This window comes from Coleofasciculus sp. G1-WW12-02 (assembly GCF_040219735.1).
GTDB lineage: Bacteria > Cyanobacteriota > Cyanobacteriia > Cyanobacteriales > Coleofasciculaceae > Coleofasciculus.
In genome coordinates, this window is the sequence record NZ_JAVJRX010000063.1 from 33,471 (window position 1) to 51,229 (window position 17,759).

The following is a 17,759-nucleotide window of genomic DNA, read 5'->3' on the forward strand; positions in this document are numbered from 1 at the left end:
ATGCGGAAGTTGATTCTATTTTTGACCACCTCCTTTCTAGTCAGAGTTCTAATTTGGATTCCGCTGCGGTTTCTATTTCTCAGGCTCTTTGGATTATACGTCGGGAGTTATCTGTTTAACTTTTTTGGAGGTCTTCTATTTCTCTATTTTTTAGAGCGGCTTTTTGTCCTATTTCAAGAAGATGATGGTCGAGGTTTAATTGGCGTGTTTATCCCGGAATGGATAGAACAACCTGTTGCTAAGGTGTTTTGGCAAATCACTCGACCTGTGCGAAAACAATGGTTTATTTATAAACACGGCTATTCTCCACAGGTTAAACCTAAAAAAGAACCCGTCCAAAACTAAATTATTGGTTACTTGTAAAATAGACATCCTTAAGTAGAATGCTCCTACTGACTTATCTAGCTCAAGTCTTACCCGGACCGATTACTGACCCCGTAGCCGTTTTCCTCACCATTTTGGCGATTATGTTAGTCGCTCCGCTTCTATTTGAGCGGCTGCAACTCCCTGGGATTGTCGGGTTAATCCTGGCTGGTGTGGTGGTTGGACCCCATGTTCTAGGTCTGCTGGAACGCGACAGTACAATTGTTCTACTAGGAACCGTCGGGTTGCTATTTTTGATGTTCATGGCGGGGTTGGAAACCAGCCTAAATGACCTTAAAGACAATGCTAGTAAAGCCGTTATTTTCGGGTTAACTACCTTTACTGTGCCGATGGTACTGGGGACATTTGCCATGTTGGTGTTGGGATATGGCGTCTTAGCCGGAATACTGGTAGCCTCCTGCTTCGCGTCTCATACCCTCCTAGCATTACCCCTGTTGAACAAGCTGGGAATTATGCGAACTCAGGCTGTAACCGCGACTCTAGGAGCAACCTTAATTACCAATGTATTGGCATTATTAGTATTAGCCGTTGTCCTCAAAGCAGCTAGCGGAACACTCACCCTCAGTTTTTGGTTATTTCTGATTCCAGCGCTTTGCATTTATACATTTGCCACCCTCTGGGGTGTTCCTAAAATCGGTCGCTGGTTTTTTCGACGGTTTGGACATGACGAAGGTGCAGAATTCATCTTTGTTTTGGCGACATTATTTGTCATTTCTTATCTGGCAGGTTTGATTGAAATTGAACCCATTATTGGTGCATTTTTAGCGGGAATTGCCCTGACGCCACTGATTCCCCAACTGAGTCCTTTGATGAATCGGATTCAGTTTATTGGTAACACCTTATTTGTGCCATTTTTTCTGATTTCCGTAGGAATGCTGATTAACCCTTTGGTGTTAATCCAGCAACCTAAATCTATTTTAATTGCTGCTGTCATTGTTGTCGTTGAAGTCATCAGTAAGTTTCTGGCGGCTTGGGGAACAGGGAAGTGGTTTGGCTTTCGATTTCCCAGCATCATGGTCATGTTTGGTTTGTCCATGGCTCAAGCCGCTTCCACGCTAGCCGCTATTACAGTTGCCTATGATGTCGAACTGGTTGATGAGTTAACCGTTAATGGCATTATTGCCATGATCCTAGTGACTTGTATTGCTTCACCCTGGATCACTGAGCGCTGGGGGAAGAAAGTCGAAACTGTCCAAACTCTCTCAGTTGAAACCGAAAGTTCTCAGCGATTGGGGAAGCGCGTTCTCGTTCCGGTTGCTAATCCCAACACTGAAGATAACCTGCTGCAATTGGCATTAATCTTGGCAAAAACTGCTCAAGGAACATTACTCCCACTTCATGTGATTTCCGATAAATATAAACCTGTAACTCCCCAAGCCAAGATGCTACAAACCCAGCTCTTAGCCACAGCAGAAGCCATCGCTCATGCCGCCGTAACTCAGGTGGAGTCAATTGGTCGAGTGGATGATGCAATTGACAGAGGAATTACCCGCACAGCATCAGAACGTGATGCTAGTCTGATTATTTGTGGGTGGAAAGGATACTCAACTACACGCGATAATTTTTTTGGCAGTGTTATCGATAATGTAATCCAGCGCTCCCCTGTCCCCGTATTAATTAGTCGGTTTTCCCAACCGATTGAAAATACCCGACGAGTTCTTTTAGCCGCAGACGCTCAAACTACGTCATCGGCTACATTTAAACAAACCGTAGAAGTCGCTGATAATTTAGCCAAAGAACTCAAAGCAACCCTCCAACTTGTGGTAGTTGCGACTCACTCGAAACCGTTCAAGCTACAGCCAGAATCAGTTGGGTTAAGTATCGATACTCCACTAATGCAAGTGCGGGGAAATTTTGTCAAAAAAGTTTCGCGCCTGCTGCAAAGGGATGATTTGCTGATTTTAATGGCATACACGGATTCTACTCGTTTATTAAGTTTGCCAGGGCAACTAATGGAACCCGAGGCGATCGCACGAACTCATCCCGATACCTCGATGATTGTGGTTCATTTCCCGAAGACTATTTTATAAGTTAACTTCTACTTTTTGATCCGCGATGATTAGTAAAGACGAACTCACCCATTTATCCGCTTCCCCTGAATCTTCCGAACCCCCTACACGCCGTCGCGCAAAACACCGTCTGTATGTCGGTATGGCACCGGGCGTGGGTAAAACCTATCGAATGTTACAAGAAGCGCATCAACTTAGAGAAGAAGGAATTGATGTCGTTATTGGGTTATTAGAAACTCACGGACGTCAGGAGACAGCAGAAGCCGCTGAGGGACTAGAAATGGTTCCCCGTTTATCTATATGTCGAGGAAACACAACGCTCAAAGAAATGGACACCAATGCAATTCTGGCGCGTCAACCGCAACTGGTGTTAGTTGATGAACTCGCTCATACGAATATAAAGGGTTTGCCTAGGGAAAAACGTTATCAAGATGTTGAAGTTATTTTAGATGCCGGGATTGATGTTTTTTCTACCGTTAATATCCAACATTTAGAAAGTCTCAACGATTTAGTTGCCAAAATTACCGGGGTTGTCGTGCGAGAACGAATACCCGATCGCCTCTTGGATGAAGCTGACGAAGTGGTTATCGTTGATGTCACGCCAGAAACCTTAGAAGAACGATTAATCGAAGGGAAAATTTACGCCCCTGAAAAAATAGAACAATCTCTACAGAATTTCTTCCAACGCCGAAACTTACTCGCCTTGCGAGAATTGGCACTGCGGGAAGTGGCTGACAACCTAGAAGCCACCGCTGAAAAGTCTGCCCTCACCGGCAAATTTTACAGCGTTCACGAACGGGTGTTAGTTTGTGTGTCAACCTATCCTAATTCAGCTCAACTGCTGCGACGGGGGGCACGGTTAGCGACTATCATGCGAGCGCGTTTATATGGATTGTTTGTGGCTCACCCTGAACAGTTTCTCACCAAAGATGAAAGCCTCTATATAGAAATGTGTGAGCATTTTTGTCAGGAATTTGGGGGTGAATTTTTACACGTCACCAGCACCAATATTCCCAAGGCGATCGCGAAAGTAGCACATAACTACCACATTACTCAAGTCGTGGTGGGACAAACTCATAAATCCCGATGGCAGTTAGCGTTACGAGGTTCTCCTGTGAAGCAGTTGCTGCGGTATCTCAAGGATGTTGACTTGCACCTCATTGCCACCTAGACTAATTGGAGTTCCCTACCCCCACCGCTTGCACTTATTCAGCAGTCCTTTGCTGTTTTTCCTGGCAAATCCTCAGCCAGAGGGAACAATCAAGTCTCGTTTTCGCTCATAATTTTAGTATGGAGAGAAAAATATCTCCTTAATCTGTACTGCGATACCATCGACCTTTTGTAGAACAAAGCACTGCCATGGTTCAATACTCCATTAGTGCCACGAACAATCCCAACAAGCCGATCAAACTGTGTATCTGGGAACCTGCTGTGCTGAGTGACTCTCGGGTTCGACCCTTTCAGTTTAAAGCGAATTATACTTGTGAGACTCTACCAGAAGCCATGGAGATTCTCCGACAAGTTGAGGCTCAATCCCAGTCATACGAGGCAGTCGCCTAATCAAACAAAGTAGAATAGAATCCTAGGGTGGGCATGAGAGCATGTCACCTTTGTCGCCATCGTTAGCCTGCTGGGTAACGCTTACGCTCTACCCAACCTATAAGAATTTTGTGCAGAACTGACATGATCCCACAAGAGATGCGATCGCGCCTTTTTTCTGGTATACTTGTAGAGTGGGAAAATGTGTGCGCCTGTATAGAGAACTGTAGAGAGAAAGTCACTTCCGTTCTGTGGGTAGGTGCAGGGAAAAACGTTCAAAGGCTTAGAAGAATAGCACTTCTGACGCGACAGGCAAAGGAACCTTAGAGCGGATTTAGGCACTCACATTCCCTGATGTGCTGCTGTTGAAGATTTGTTGGGCGGTGAGTTGTAACTCAGGGAAGATGGAGGAGACGAGCAAATCGTCACTCCGAAATAATTGCTTTTGATACTCGTCTTCGACTAGGGTACAAATTGTCAGGGTTGGCTGTTTGGGTTTGCCGATATACTCTCTACCGCCAATTCCCAGGTAGTCTACAATCCAATACTCAGGAATTCCTAAAATGGCATAGTCTTCAAGTTTTCGAGCATAGTCATTTTGCCAATTAGTGCTAACAACTTCCGCGACTAGCTTGATGGTGCTTCCCAGAGTGATGACAGGTTCTTGTTGCCACAATGGTTCATGGATTAATCGGGTTTGATCTAAGACAATGACATCGGGGCGAAATGCAGTATCTGTTCCTAAGAGTTTGATCAGACAGCGATGAGGAATAAAATAAGGGGTATCTTGACGATCAATCTCGACGTTCAGCTTGCGCCCAACATAGCTGGCAACTTGTTCATGGGGTCCAGTGGGTTCCATTTCGATTAATTCCCCATCAATAAGTTCATAGCGATTGTCGTCGCCATAGCGAGTGATGAATTCATCAACGGATATTAGTTTCAGTGGTGATTGAATCATCCCGTCTAACCCAGGTTCTATTAAGGCAAGTACTGCCATCGTAATCTAAACTCCCGTTCAAAACTCAAAACGGCTAAAATCGCCGCCGATATTCAATAATCGCCCAACTATCTTCCGAAAAATCAGTCCCCCCCCGCAACAGCACATCATCATTCACTCGATAGCGCAGGTTGTACTGGAACGGTTCCCCAGTGGTTAACTCCTTCAACACCGAAACCGAGAAACTTTGCGTGATATCAATCCCCGCCTCAGCCGCAAACCCTAAACTCGAACTCCGCTGTTCATCATTGGGAATAATCGTCGGAAACAGACGAAATTCACTCAACGGTAACGTATCCGCAATAAAATTCCCCACCGGTCCCAACACCGCTGAACCCGCCAGATTCGCCAACCCCAACGTACTATCCCCTCGCCCTAAAGTATCCACAAAACCCCCACCCAACAGCGCCACAATTTCGGCTTCGCTGCGTGCCGGTGTACTCGTCAATTCCAACTGATCCTCCAGTCGAGACGCCGGTCCTTCCACCTGGGCGACAACCCGAACTGTTTGCACCGTACCCAACTCAAACTCCGGCACATCCGCAATTTCCGCCGTCTGGGCGGTAGTGGGGAGTCGCCGTTGAGTGGCTTCCGCCACTGATGCAACTAACCGTACATCTAAAAAGGGATTAAGTCCTTGACTGGGAATAAATGTAGCCGTCTGTTCATACCCCCGCGCCAACCGGAATTGAGTCGTAAATAAATTCACCTGACCCCGCCGCAGGCGAATCACGCCGTCGGGTCTCAAATCATCTAAAGTCCCATTCAGCGTTAGAGTCCCTTGGGCAAGGAAATTCAAAATTGGCGCCTTTCTAATCTGAATATCTTCCACTAGGGTAATTTTTAAGTCATTAAACTCGAAAACAATACCCTCCTCCGTGTCACCCCCAGTTCCTACACCAGTTACCGCACCGCCATCTTGCTCAGGTAGTGGTACAGTACCATCAACTAAGTTAATTTCACCACCAATTGTGGGATTCAACGCTGTCCCAGTTAGCACCACCTGACTTTGTTGGATCTGACCTCGATATAGGGCTTTCAGGTTAATTGCCAGTTCCCCAATATTTACCGTGAGTGGATTGGGTTGAGGGATAGGTTCAGAGATGGGTAGGGTTCCCGCTGCTGTAATTTGACCGCCACCATAGTTCGCCGTCAAGCCATTCACATCAACCTGGTCAAAGTTGAACTCAATTTCCCCTGTCACATCAGTCAGGGGTTCGGGTAGGGCTTGCGAGGCGATTGTTGCCCCTTCCACGATGGCAACTCCTGCTGCCCTCACTCCTGTGGGACGCCCTTGTTCTTGGTTAAAGTTGCCTTGAATATCCAAATTAACGCTTCCGGTTCCCCCTCTCCAGACAACTTGCTGGCGGGTGAGGATATTCAATAAAGCTAGCCCCTCGTCTTCCACATTCACACTCAGGCGAAGTTCCTCACTCTCTGGGGCGACGGCTTCTCTTAAGGGTAACTGGTAAGGGATACTCCCCTGAACCACCAATTGAGGTTCACCCTCGTCTGTGGGTATACTTTCGGCTAAGAACCGCAACCGGGCATCACTGTAACTGAAATTCCCCTGCAAGGTTTCAATAGCTTCTTGATTCAGCGTCGCATCGGTTACCGTCACTGCTCCTCTGGCTTGGGGATTCGCTAAATTCCCCGAAAGGGTGGCTGTAGCGTCCAGACTCCCACTAATAGGACCGATCGCAGGCGGTAAATCCACCACGTCTCGGATTAGGGCGATGGGGAAATTTTCGAGACGTAACTGACCCGATTGCGTCTCTCCACCGATAGTCCCAGAAAATGTGGCAAAACTCTCTCCCGATTGTAAGGTGATCGGCAGCAGAGTCAGTACTCCCTCTTGGAAGCTGCCTTGAAGCGTTGCCTGGTTAACCTCATAATCACCCCATTCCCAGTCTTGTCCCTGGAGGTCAAATTTGGCATTAATTCCCGATGCCAACGAGCCACTAATTCGTACCTCACCACTAAATGTGCCATCTAACTCGTCTAAATCAGGCAGAATCTCCGCTTCTTCCTCCGCCTGTTGCTGCTGTCGCAGCAGGGTTTCAATTTCTGCAAGTCGGCGCAGTTGGGTTTGCAGTTTGGCTTGGGGCATTCCCACTTGGGCGATATCCAAGGGTGCGGTGGGGGTGGTGGGTGGTGTTGTGGTCAGGTCGATTAACTGTAAGCCCGCCACCAAGGTTTCCAGTTGTCCCTGTTCAATATCCAGCGTCCCTTGAAATTGAGGACCCGTGGGCGTTTGGGTAATTCGACCCGATAGGCTATACAGATTTTCCCCTGGTGCCGCTTCCCCTGGCAAACGACTGCCAAAAATTGGACCTGCTAATTCTACTTGGTCTAAAGCCACATCAAAGGTATTCAAATTGATCGCCAGTTCCCCGGAAATATCACCCACCAAGGGTTGAGTCTGCAGGGCGACAGGAACCGGGGCGATATCTTTAATCAAGGCGATGGGAATATTTTCAGCATTCACCCGTAGCACATCACCCTGGCGTGTCCCGGTAGCGATCGCGTCCCCCCGACGAATGTTAAAGGATACGGGGAGATAATCTGATCCTAGGGCTAATTCAATCTGATCGGTCTCACCTTGCAGATCGAGTTCTACGCCTTCTCCGGGTATCACCGTCACAGGACCTGCGAGTTCCTCTTCAAATGCCAAACCACTAACAGCAAAATTCTCCAGTTCGACATTCCCCTGAACAAGCGGATTCGTCAGATTCCCCGCGATAGTACCCGTAAAATCCGCCAATCCCGCCACATTCACATCCGCTGCGGCTGGGGGTAAATACGCCGAGAGTTCGGCTAAATCCAAATTATTTGCCGCCACATCCAGGTTAAAATTTCCTATCGCCCCAATTCCCTGATCCAACTGGGCGGGATTCACCCCAATAAAACCACTGGCAGACAGTCCCTCAGCGGTTAACTGTTGCAGGTCTATCCCTTGACCTGTCCAACGAAATGTGGTATTTAGGGGACGGTCAATCAGAGCAAGTCCTTGACTAAATTGCAGTTGACCAGCAGCCGTTAGCGATCGCGCGATCGCTTCCGGGGTCAATGTCTCCAGACTGGTTGATACATCTACATTTCCGCTGACAGTTCCCGATAACTGTTCCCCAAACCGTGCCAATTCAATCCCTTCCGGCGCCAGTCTCGCTTGTAGCGTCCCATCCCTTAACTGCACCCCTGTTGCCCTCACCGTACCCCCCGCCACGGCTAATCTACCCTGACCTTGGGCTCGAATCTGATCCAGTGCCACCTTCTCAACAGACCCCGATAGATCAAAATTCCCACTAAACGCCCCAGCCAATTGCGGCGGTAAATCCGGCACTAACCTGTCCAACTCCAGCCCCGCCGCCTGTACATCTGCCTGCCAGCGTCCGGCGGCGAGATTAATATCCCTTGCCCGGACAACACCCCCTGCCAGGTCAATTAAAGCATTCCCATCTCCCCGAATCGTTTCCAGCGCCACCTGCTCCACACTCCCAGAAAGATTCATGATTCCGGTTAAATTTCCTGACAATTGCGGCGGTAAATCCGGCACTACCCTAGCCAGTCGCACACGATTCGCCGCCACCGTAGCTTGCCAGCGACCGGCATTTACATCCACGTTCGACACCTGAACGGTTCCCCCACCCACATTTAGCTGTCCCTCACCAGCTACATTAATCGTCGATGGTGAAAACTCTTCCATTGACCCAGACACCAAGAACGTACCACTGAAGGGAGACTGGAGTTGAGGGGGTAATTGAGGCACCAACTGTGCCAACTGAATCTGATTCGCGTCTATCCTGGCTTGCCAGCGACCATTTTTTAGAGTCACCTCCTCTAAATTAATCTGTCCCCCAGCCGCCGTCAGCGTCACTTCACCGAGTCCAGTAATCGCGGAAACCGAAGGATCTGCCAGAGAACCAGAAAGGGCAAACGTCGCGTTGATTGGTTCTTGCAGGGCTTCCGGAATTTGCGGGGCTAACTCTCCCAACTGCACCCCATTGGCATCAACATTAGCCCGCCAGCGACCTTGAGACAGTTGAATATTCTCCACTCCAATCGTTCCCCCCGCCACATTCAGGCGTCCGCTACCCTGGGCGCGAATCTGGGATAGGGCAAACTCGTCCAAGGGGGTTGATAGGGTAAACTGACCCGCTACTGTCCCCTGAAATTGCGGCGGGACATCAGCGAGTTGGGACAGTTGCACCCCTTGGGCTTGGACTAAGGCGGTGAGACGATTATCCAGAACTTGCAGATTCGTGGCGGTTACTGTACCCCCAGCGGCTTGGACTGTTGCGGTTCCGGTGGCGCGGATGTTTTGAGGATTATCCAACGGACCAAATATTTTGGCGGTTCCGGAGAGATCACCGACGGGAATGGGTAGGGTGGTGTTGTAGGTTTTAGCCAATGGGGTGACGGGGACATTACTGGCTTCTAGGGTAAGTTGTAAACCCCCCTCTTCCCCCAGTTCAATCATGCCCCCGCCAGTAATTTTGCCGCCGATGATGGGTTGGGCTTGCAGGTTGCGAATAGCGAGGCGGCTCGGATCTTCGGGTTGGGCGGGTGTGGTTAGGGTAAAATCGGTACGGATTGTGCTGAAGGTAACGCGATCAATCTGAGTCGGTTTCGTGGTGACGGCTTCTCCTTTAACCACAGGTTGGGTCAAAGGTCCAGTGACTAGCAGGGCGGCTTTGACTTCTCCGGACAGGGGAACGGGCGTATCTTTGATCGCAAAGGTTTGCAAAACGGGCTTGATCTGTACGGCTTGGGTTTGGGCAGTGAGATTAAATCCCGTCTCTAGATCAACGCTACCATTAGCCGTGGCGGGAATTTGCCCGAATTTTGTGGTTACGTCTTCTAAGCCAATGGTTGTCTCTTTGAAGCGTAATCGCCCATTGGTATTGATAAAGGGTTGGGGGAGTTGGGGGACTTTGGCGGTTACGTTGTTGAGGGTAGCATTTCCCAGAAACCGGAGTTGTTCGGGTTTAATCGTGAGTTCTAAGTCCCCGCCAACGTTACCGGCACTCACGTCTAGGGGTAGGGGAATCAGGCGATTTAGGGTGCTAGCGTTGACATTTTCCCCATTAACTTGTAGGTGGGTGGTGCTAGTGGGGAAGAGGTGTTCCCCTTGCAGATTAAAGGTGCCGCCACTGGCGATTTTCCCTTGGACATCGAAGCGAATAATTTCATTGTCCTGTAGGAATTGACTACTCCCCTGGGGAATCGCGATCGCGACAGGGGATTGGGGTTTGCCTTCCGGGGATCTGGGAACAAGCACCACCTCGGCATTCCGCACCCTTAACTGTTGTAATTCTGCTTTAATTGGACCGGGGTCTCCTTCTTGGAGTTCCAAGGGCATCCAAGACCCATCGACGGCTTGTTCGATATAGACATCGGGTTCAATTAGGGTAACCTCTAATTCTAACCGACGGTTGAGTATAAGGGGTATTAAATCATACTGAACTTCCACCGCTTCAATCGAGGCGCGATCGGGTTCGGTATCCGTAGGGGGTAAGGCGGCGCTATCAAACCGCAAACTATTCAGGGAAAAGCGTTCCACGTCTCCGATTTCCACGGGACGTTGCAGGAGTTGGGTAAGGTTTCTCGCCACCAGGGGTGCCAACATCCGTTGGATAAAATACCACGCCCCAACCGTACCCCCAGCGATTCCCACCAGTAGGATGATACTGATCCCAATTAACCAACGTCGGCGTCGCGATTGTCTAGGGGGTGGAGATTCAGGTTGTGGGTTGGAATTGGAGTCAGGTTCGTTGCTGGGAGGGGGTGAATTTGTCATGATCGTTGTTCACACCGGGCAATAGATGCTCTCTTGCGGTTGCGTTTCTTTTGTGGGTGCGATCGCTATGGCTAATTTCAATAAGGCATAGTCCTTTACTATAGACCGATACTACAATAAGCCAATTCCCCCAACAGGTATAGATGGAAAGAGGGAGCAGAGGGAGCTGGGGGAGCAATGTAGAGACGTAGCTACGTCTGGGAGCTGGGGGAGATGTTAGCTGTTGGCGTTATTTCTGCCTTCTTGCCCGATAAAGCGCCAAATGTCAGGATTTGTAAATATATTCCTCAAGAAATAGACAAGTATTACGGCAAAAAAGTATCATCAGATACAGAAAAAACAATTTACCTGAAATTTCCGGCTCAGATTGGTAAGTAGGTTACGGCAAACACATTGATATAATTTTATGAACGTCGATACAGCGATCGATTGGGATGAAGCATTTGAATATTTACCTGGATCTCTGGTGGAATTGAAAGCGCAACCGGGAATCCTATACACCATTGACTTCTATGAACCCATGATGGTTCCCCCGATATGGTTAGTGGATAATCCGCGCCCACGCTATCCTCATGAATTAAGGATCGTATCCCGCCGAAATGAGCGGGTTTGTTCATTAGAGTCTCAACTGGTTTAAGCGCAGAAGGCTCCCAGGTAGAATTTAGTCAGGTTTATCTTGACTGAGGACTTGGCATGGACATGACGACGAACGATGCGATCGCACAATTTTATGGTATACTTTTAATCGTGGGAAAATGTGCCTGCCTATAGCCTCTTCATCAAGCTTTTTAGACCAAGATAGTAGAAGAGGCGATCGCACATCAGTAATTCGGGTTCTAATGTACAATCACCAAAGAGAGCGTAAATCTAGGGTAAATCCTGGTAACACTTCTTCTCCAGAAAGAGTATCTGGAGCCTCTAAAATTTCAACATTTTGCTGGGGACGATAAATTTCTACTCGTCTGTGTTCCGGCGCAATTAACCAGCCCAGACGGACGCCATTTTCCCTATATTCCTTCATTTTATCCTGCGTCGATTTTAAAGTATCTGAAGGAGACATCAGTTCCACAACAAAATCGGGGCAAATTGGCGGAAACTTGGTGCGTTGTTCAGGAGATAAAGCATCCCACCGTTCCTGTCTCACCCAAGCCAGATCGGGAGAACGATTGGCACCATTGGGGAGTTTAAAGCAGGTAGAGGAGTCAAACCCAACCCCTAATCGAGTTTGGCGATTCCATATAGCTAAATCAGCACCAAACTCAAAATTTTGATTTCCGGTTTCTCCTCCGGTTGGGGGCATAATAATCAATTCTCCATGGGCATTGCGTTCAAATTTCAGATCAGGATTAGCCCGACACAATTGATAAAATTGGTCATCGGTAAGCTGAATAACTGGGTTAAAATCTATAGTATAAGCAGTCATTTTAGTTTTTTGAGTTTTATCGATTAACTCAACTGAATTTAATCTATTCCCATTGTAGGGGCACCATCCTTGCGCCCTCAGATGGTTGGTGTGCGCCCTACGATGGGTGTACCATCAACCCTGAGCAAAGGAACCTTGATCGCGCCTCAACCCTCAATACTATAAAGCCAAGGTATCAAATATTGAGATAACCAATCAGAGCGGACGTTGTTGGTTCCGGTCGTGATATATCACACTAGAAGAAGAAAGTCAAGTTCACTGCTGTTTTACCCTGTCGTCCAGTTGCCATCAATCCCATGCTGGACGAACCCCGAACCACGTTTGCCAATGATTGAAACCAAACAACCGGAAAATGTTACCGACTATAACCAGAGTTCATTGAACGCCCTCGATCGCGCGATCGCATTTTCTCAGGGAGAGTTCTCTCTCGTCTTGGTGCGCTGTAATTACAAGCTTTTACAGAAACGTATCTTACACCAACTGCACGAACGAGCTCAAGGTCGATACCAAATTCAGGAATTAGTTCTTCCCGAATCCGTCACCACCCTTTACACGACGATTCAAAATTATGTGGGGATGAATCAGCATGGCGCGTTTGGGAACAGGGTTGTAGGGGGGGGTTTTACCGATAACCTGTCGGAAACAACAGATAACTTAACTAAACCCGCCCCCATAGAGGAATCAGGAAGACGGGAAGATAGTAGAGACGTTCCGGTGGAACTTAAAACTCCTCCCGCCTTAATCATCCTCGGACTCGAATCCGTCGAAGCGCTAAAGGACTTACTCACCTCCACCAATCAAGTGCGGGATGAATTTCGCAAACGCTTACCCTTCCCCTTAGTCTTGTGGGTGAATGACGAAGTATTGCACAAACTCGTCCGCTCTGCTCCCGATTTTAGCAGTTGGGCAGCAACTCCGATTAAGTTTGAAATTGCCACCGATGAACTACTCGATTTGCTGCAACACAAAGCAGACTCCCTCTTTAGAACCGTATTAAAAGGAACTCCAGGGCGATATGCCCCCTGGCGTATTTGTACCCACCATACCAATCTTAATTTAGCCACAGGATGCCGTTCCCGCGCCGAACTCGATTGCGCTCTTCATGACTTACAACAGCGTCAAGAAACGATTACCCCGGAACTAGAAGCGAGTCTGCAATTTGTATTAGGTCAATATGATTATGCCAATGATCATATTGATGCAGCGGTTATCCGTTACCAAAAAAGCCTGCGGTATTGGCGCATTACCAATAATTTAGAACGTCAAGGAGTCCTCCTATTTCATTTAGGCTTATGTTATTGCCGTAATGCTGACTTACATCGGGCGCAACGACACCGCAACTGGGAAGAAGCGTGGCCCTATCTTCAGCGAGCGGTTGAGGCGTTTGAGTGGGCGGGGCGTCAGGATTTGGTGGCGCAGTTTATTACCCAACAGGCGGAAGTGTTGCAACATTTAGAAGGATGGGACTCCCTCCAACAGGTAGCCAAACAGTGCTTACAGGTACACCAACGCTACGGTTCCCCTATCCAACTGGCGCAAGATTATGGCTTTTTAGCAGAAGTCGCCCTAGTCAAACGGCGGTGGAGAGATGCCAATCACTGGGCGCAGCAAGCTCTCTCTCAGTTAGCATCTATCCCCAATCAACCCCAAGATTATCAAGGCTTACATCCCTATTTATTAACCCAACTCTATCAACTCATCCTGGTCAAATCCTATCATCAGTTGCATCAATCAACTGAAGCCACCCACCATCTGAACCGGGCAAGTCAAGATTTGCCGGATGCCATTGCCAAAAGTGATTATCACTACGAACCCCAGCGCTACTTATATCTTTTGGAAAGCTTGCGGCGGCTGTACTTTGAGCAACAGCGTTACTTAGAAGCCTTTGAGATCAAGCAAGAACAAGGGGCGGTCGAACAACTCTATGGATTTCGTGCCTTCATTGGTGCGGCTCGTCTCCAGCCTCGACGAGCCGTAACTAATCCTACCTTAACCCCAGTTGAACAGCAAGAAATTGTTGCCCAAGAAATTGCCGCATCCGGACGTCAACAGGATGTGCAGCGTTTAATTGAACGTTTAAGCCGTGCGGATTGCCAATTGACGGTGATTCATGGACCCTCTGGAGTCGGGAAGAGTTCCATCGTTTCCGCTGGCTTAGTACCCGCCCTCAAGTATAGAGCATTAGGCGATCGCTTAGTGTTACCTGTGGTACTGCAAGTTTATACTGATTGGATTAAGGAACTCAATAAAGGCTTGAGAACCGCCCTGTCTGGGTTAACCTCCGGTCAATCTGACCAATTTGCCGCCACACAAACCATTGATGACGATAGTTCCGATGAACTTATTCTCAACCAGTTGCAAGCACAGTTACACGATAACGCCGATCGTAATATCTTAACAGTATTAATCTTTGACCAATTTGAAGAGTTTTTTCTGGGACATGCCTCTACCCAGCAAACCCGCTTATTTTATCAGTTTTTTCAGACCTGTTTAGATCTGTCCTTTGTTAAAGTTATTGTTTCCATTCGGGAAGACTTTTTACACTACTTATTAGAATTTGAGAAACTTGATCTAGAAGTAATTGAAAATAACATATTGGATCGAAAAAATCGCTACCCTTTGGGCAATTTTTCCCCTCCCGACGCCCGGGCTGTGATCCAAAGCCTAACCGAACGCGCTCATTTTTACTTAGAATCCACGTTAATTGATGAATTAGTCCGAGATTTAGCACGAGAACTGGGAGAAGTCCGTCCGATTGAATTGCAAGTCGTTGGGGCGCAGTTGCAAGCAGAAAATATAACCACCCTGGCGCAATATCGACAACGGGGTCCCGTGGAAAAGCTGGCGGAACGCTTCCTAGAAAAAGCCTTAAAAGACTGTGGTGTAGAAAACGAACAGGCGGCTTGGCTAGTTTTGCAACTCCTCACCGATGAAAATAATAATCGTCCCTTAAAAACCCGTGCCGAATTAGTTATTGAATCGGATCTTGATGTCCAGAAACTAGATTTAATCTTAGAAGTATTAGAAAAATCTGGCTTAGTTTTCCTACTCCCCGAAATTCCTAGCCATCGCTATCAACTGGTTCATGATTACCTGGTAGAATTTATTCGCCAGAATGAACAAAATACTCTGCGGAAAGAACTTGAAGAACTGCGTCAAAAAGATAAGGATAGTCAAAATAAAATCCAACAACTGATTCGGGAAAAAACCCTGCGGTCTAAATTATCAGCGGCGACGAAAAAACATACTGCTGCTGTGGAAAAACAACACCAAGCTGAGGAGAAATTAAATCAAGTTCTACGACGCCGTTTGCAAGAAGCCCAGATTGTTGGCGTGACATTAGCTACACTGGCGGTGATTGCGGTAGGACTGGTATGGCGAGCGGTATTTAGTGAAACCAACGCCCAATTAATTGCCTTGAATGCTTCAGCAGAAGCCTTAGTCGCATCAAACCGCAAATTTGACGCCCTACTAAAAAGTTTATCAGCCGCCAAAGAATTAAAACAAGCCCTGGGGGTGACACAGGAAACCAGGATGCGGGTGATTTCTACATTGCAACAGGTGGTGTATGGGGTGAGAGAACGCAACCGTTTAACTGAACATAGTGATTGGGTGAGTAGCGTTAGTTTTAGTCCCGATGGTGAGTTGATTGCTTCAGCGTCTAAAGATAAAACGATTAAACTGTGGAGTCAGCAGGGGAAATTGCTGCAAGATTTGCTGGGACATGAAGAGGGGGTGTATTCGGTTCGCTTCAGTCCCCAGGGTCAAATCTTAGCTTCTGCTAGTGAGGATAATACAATTAAACTCTGGAGTCGAGAGGGTACATTATTAAGAACCTTAACCGGACATCGCGATCGCGTCCACAGTATCAGCTTTAGTCCCGATGGTCAACGGATTGTCTCGGCGAGTGAGGATAATACAATTAAACTTTGGCATATCAACGGGACACTGCTGAGGACTCTTTCCGGTCATAATCATTGGGTTTTAGATGTAAGTTTTTCTCCCAATGGTCAGTTGATTGCTTCCGCCAGTCGTGATAGAACGATTAAACTGTGGCAATCTGATGGTACGTTACTCAAAACCTTAACCGCCCACAATCAACCCGTACTCGACATCAGTTTTAGTCCCGATGGTGAATATCTCCTATCTGCTAGTGCAGATAAAACCATCAAACTATGGCGAACCGATGGTAAATTACTCAACACTCTATCCGGACATCAAGAGGCTGTAATTACAGTCGCCTATAGTCCAGATGGTCAGATAATAGCCTCTGGAAGTGAGGATAACACCATTAAACTCTGGCGTCCCGATGGCACATTAATTGACACATTGCAGGGACATGGTAAGGCGATTCTCGGATTAGGATTCAGTCCCAGTGGCAAAATATTGGCGTCTGCTAGTGCCGATAATACCATCAAACTTTGGCAAGTGGAGGGGGGAATGTTGCAACCAATTCCTGGACATAGCCAACCCATCAGCAGTGTCAGTTTTTCCCCGAATGGTCAGAGAATTGCTACAGCTAGCTGGGATAATACTGTGAAACTCTGGACTCGCCAGGGCAAATTATTAAAAACAATTGCGGCACATCAAAAGCCGGTCAATAGTGTCAGTTTTTCTAACAATGGTAAAACCCTAGCAACAGGGAGTGATGATACCACGATTAAACTCTGGAATCAAGATGGAACCTGGCAAAAAACCTTGTCAGGACATAAAGATGGGGTAACCAGTGTTAATTTTAGTCCCGATGGTCAACAACTTGCCTCAAGTAGCACGGATCAAACGGTCAAATTGTGGCAAATGGATGGCAGATTGGATAAAACTTTAATCGGTCATCAGGGGACAGTGTGGGGGGTAACATTTAGTCCGGACGGGTCTTTAATTGCATCAGCCTCTGAAGATAAAACGGTGAAACTTTGGAGTCGTAACGGCAGGTTGATCAAAACATTGAGGGGGCATAGGGATGCCGTGAATTGGGTAACGTTTAGTCCCGATGGGGAGTTTATTGCTTCAGCAAGTAGTGATAGAACGGTGAATTTATGGAATCGAGAGGGTGAATTGGTGCATTCTTTGAAGGGACATAATGGATTAGTTAATTGGGTAACATTTAGTCCCGATGGGGAGTTTATTGCCTCGGCGAGTGATGACAAAACGGTGAATCTGTGGAGTCGGCACACGGGTCATTTAATTAATTCCTTTGTCGGTCATAAAGATGCCGTGTTTGGCGTGAGTCTCAGTCCTGATGGTAAGATTTTGGCATCAGCGTCTCAAGACACGACGGTTATTCTGTGGAATTTGGATTTAGCGGATTTAGTTGGACGCAGTTGTTCTTGGTTAGAGGATTATTTACAAAATAATTCAGAGTCGCCAAGGATTAATGATGCCAATCCCCAGGATTTTCGGGCGTTGTGTGCGAGGAGATAGGGAACGGGAGCATCCCATTTTGGATTAAGAGATACTCCCACAGGAAACAGGCAATTTTTTGTTCCTAAATAATCCAGGTAATATCGTGTCCGGTTGTATGGAAATTGTTTGTAGTAGGCACTTAAGTGCCTTAAAATGGCTTATTTTCAAGCACTAAAGTGCTGACTACAAACAGGCTCATAC

10 protein-coding genes are annotated in these 17,759 nt (G+C 47.5%); 7 read left to right on the forward strand and 3 right to left on the reverse strand.

Annotated features, from left to right (window positions below):
- From RID09_RS11440 to RID09_RS11455, 4 genes are all read left to right on the forward strand, one after another.
- Positions 1-345: a hypothetical protein gene (locus RID09_RS11440; protein WP_446336068.1), complete on the forward strand. Its 345-nt coding sequence runs from the start codon at positions 1-3 to the stop codon at positions 343-345.
- Positions 346-383: 38 nt separating this feature from the next.
- Positions 384-2,414 (forward strand): cation:proton antiporter domain-containing protein, encoded by a 2,031-nt coding sequence (locus RID09_RS11445; protein WP_446336069.1) that lies wholly within the window; start codon positions 384-386, stop codon positions 2,412-2,414.
- A gap of 25 nt (positions 2,415-2,439) precedes the next feature.
- Positions 2,440-3,564 (forward strand): sensor histidine kinase KdpD, encoded by a 1,125-nt coding sequence (locus tag RID09_RS11450; RefSeq protein ID WP_446336070.1) that lies wholly within the window; start codon positions 2,440-2,442, stop codon positions 3,562-3,564.
- Between the two features lie 188 nt (positions 3,565-3,752).
- A complete protein-coding gene (locus tag RID09_RS11455; RefSeq protein WP_446336071.1) occupies positions 3,753-3,953 on the forward strand; it encodes a hypothetical protein in 201 nt (66 codons plus the stop codon).
- 313 nt (positions 3,954-4,266) lie between these two features.
- Here the strand turns inward: RID09_RS11455 and RID09_RS11460 are convergent, their stop codons facing one another.
- Together RID09_RS11460 and RID09_RS11465 are read right to left on the reverse strand one after the other, a co-directional pair.
- A complete protein-coding gene (locus tag RID09_RS11460) occupies positions 4,267-4,893 on the reverse strand; it encodes a Uma2 family endonuclease (protein ID WP_446336103.1) in 627 nt (208 codons plus the stop codon).
- Between the two features lie 73 nt (positions 4,894-4,966).
- On the reverse strand, positions 4,967-10,732 hold the full coding sequence (locus RID09_RS11465; RefSeq protein WP_446336072.1) for a translocation/assembly module TamB domain-containing protein: 5,766 nt from the start codon (positions 10,730-10,732) through the stop codon (positions 4,967-4,969).
- Positions 10,733-10,945: 213 nt separating this feature from the next.
- Here RID09_RS11465 and RID09_RS11470 point away from each other — a divergent pair, with 213 nt between their 5' ends.
- Both RID09_RS11470 and RID09_RS11475 read left to right on the forward strand, forming a co-directional pair.
- Entirely contained in the window at positions 10,946-11,110 is a 165-nt protein-coding gene (locus RID09_RS11470; RefSeq protein ID WP_446336073.1) for a hypothetical protein, read from the forward strand.
- 28 nt (positions 11,111-11,138) lie between these two features.
- Entirely contained in the window at positions 11,139-11,369 is a 231-nt protein-coding gene (locus tag RID09_RS11475) for a hypothetical protein (protein WP_446336074.1), read from the forward strand.
- Between the two features lie 210 nt (positions 11,370-11,579).
- Here the strand turns inward: RID09_RS11475 and RID09_RS11480 are convergent, their stop codons facing one another.
- Entirely contained in the window at positions 11,580-12,155 is a 576-nt protein-coding gene (locus RID09_RS11480) for a Uma2 family endonuclease (protein WP_446336075.1), read from the reverse strand.
- A gap of 327 nt (positions 12,156-12,482) precedes the next feature.
- Between RID09_RS11480 and RID09_RS11485 the strand changes: the two genes are divergently transcribed.
- Complete coding sequence (locus RID09_RS11485; RefSeq protein WP_446336076.1) at positions 12,483-17,576, forward strand: WD40 domain-containing protein; 5,094 nt, start codon at positions 12,483-12,485, stop codon at positions 17,574-17,576.
- The last annotated feature ends 183 nt before the right edge of the window (positions 17,577-17,759 follow it).

What these genes read in the sequence shown, in the direction of transcription:
- RID09_RS11440 (WP_446336068.1), top strand. Translation starts at nt 1, where the DNA reads ATGCGGAAGTTGATTCTATTTTTGACCACCTCCTTTCTAGTCAGAGTT.
- RID09_RS11445 (WP_446336069.1), top strand. Translation starts at nt 384, where the DNA reads ATGCTCCTACTGACTTATCTAGCTCAAGTCTTACCCGGACCGATTACT.
- RID09_RS11450 (WP_446336070.1), top strand. Translation starts at nt 2,440, where the DNA reads ATGATTAGTAAAGACGAACTCACCCATTTATCCGCTTCCCCTGAATCT.
- RID09_RS11455 (WP_446336071.1), top strand. Translation starts at nt 3,753, where the DNA reads ATGGTTCAATACTCCATTAGTGCCACGAACAATCCCAACAAGCCGATC.
- RID09_RS11460 (WP_446336103.1), bottom strand. Translation starts at nt 4,893, where the DNA reads ATGATTCAATCACCACTGAAACTAATATCCGTTGATGAATTCATCACT.
- RID09_RS11465 (WP_446336072.1), bottom strand. Translation starts at nt 10,732, where the DNA reads ATGACAAATTCACCCCCTCCCAGCAACGAACCTGACTCCAATTCCAAC.
- RID09_RS11470 (WP_446336073.1), top strand. Translation starts at nt 10,946, where the DNA reads ATGTTAGCTGTTGGCGTTATTTCTGCCTTCTTGCCCGATAAAGCGCCA.
- RID09_RS11475 (WP_446336074.1), top strand. Translation starts at nt 11,139, where the DNA reads ATGAACGTCGATACAGCGATCGATTGGGATGAAGCATTTGAATATTTA.
- RID09_RS11480 (WP_446336075.1), bottom strand. Translation starts at nt 12,155, where the DNA reads ATGACTGCTTATACTATAGATTTTAACCCAGTTATTCAGCTTACCGAT.
- RID09_RS11485 (WP_446336076.1), top strand. Translation starts at nt 12,483, where the DNA reads ATGATTGAAACCAAACAACCGGAAAATGTTACCGACTATAACCAGAGT.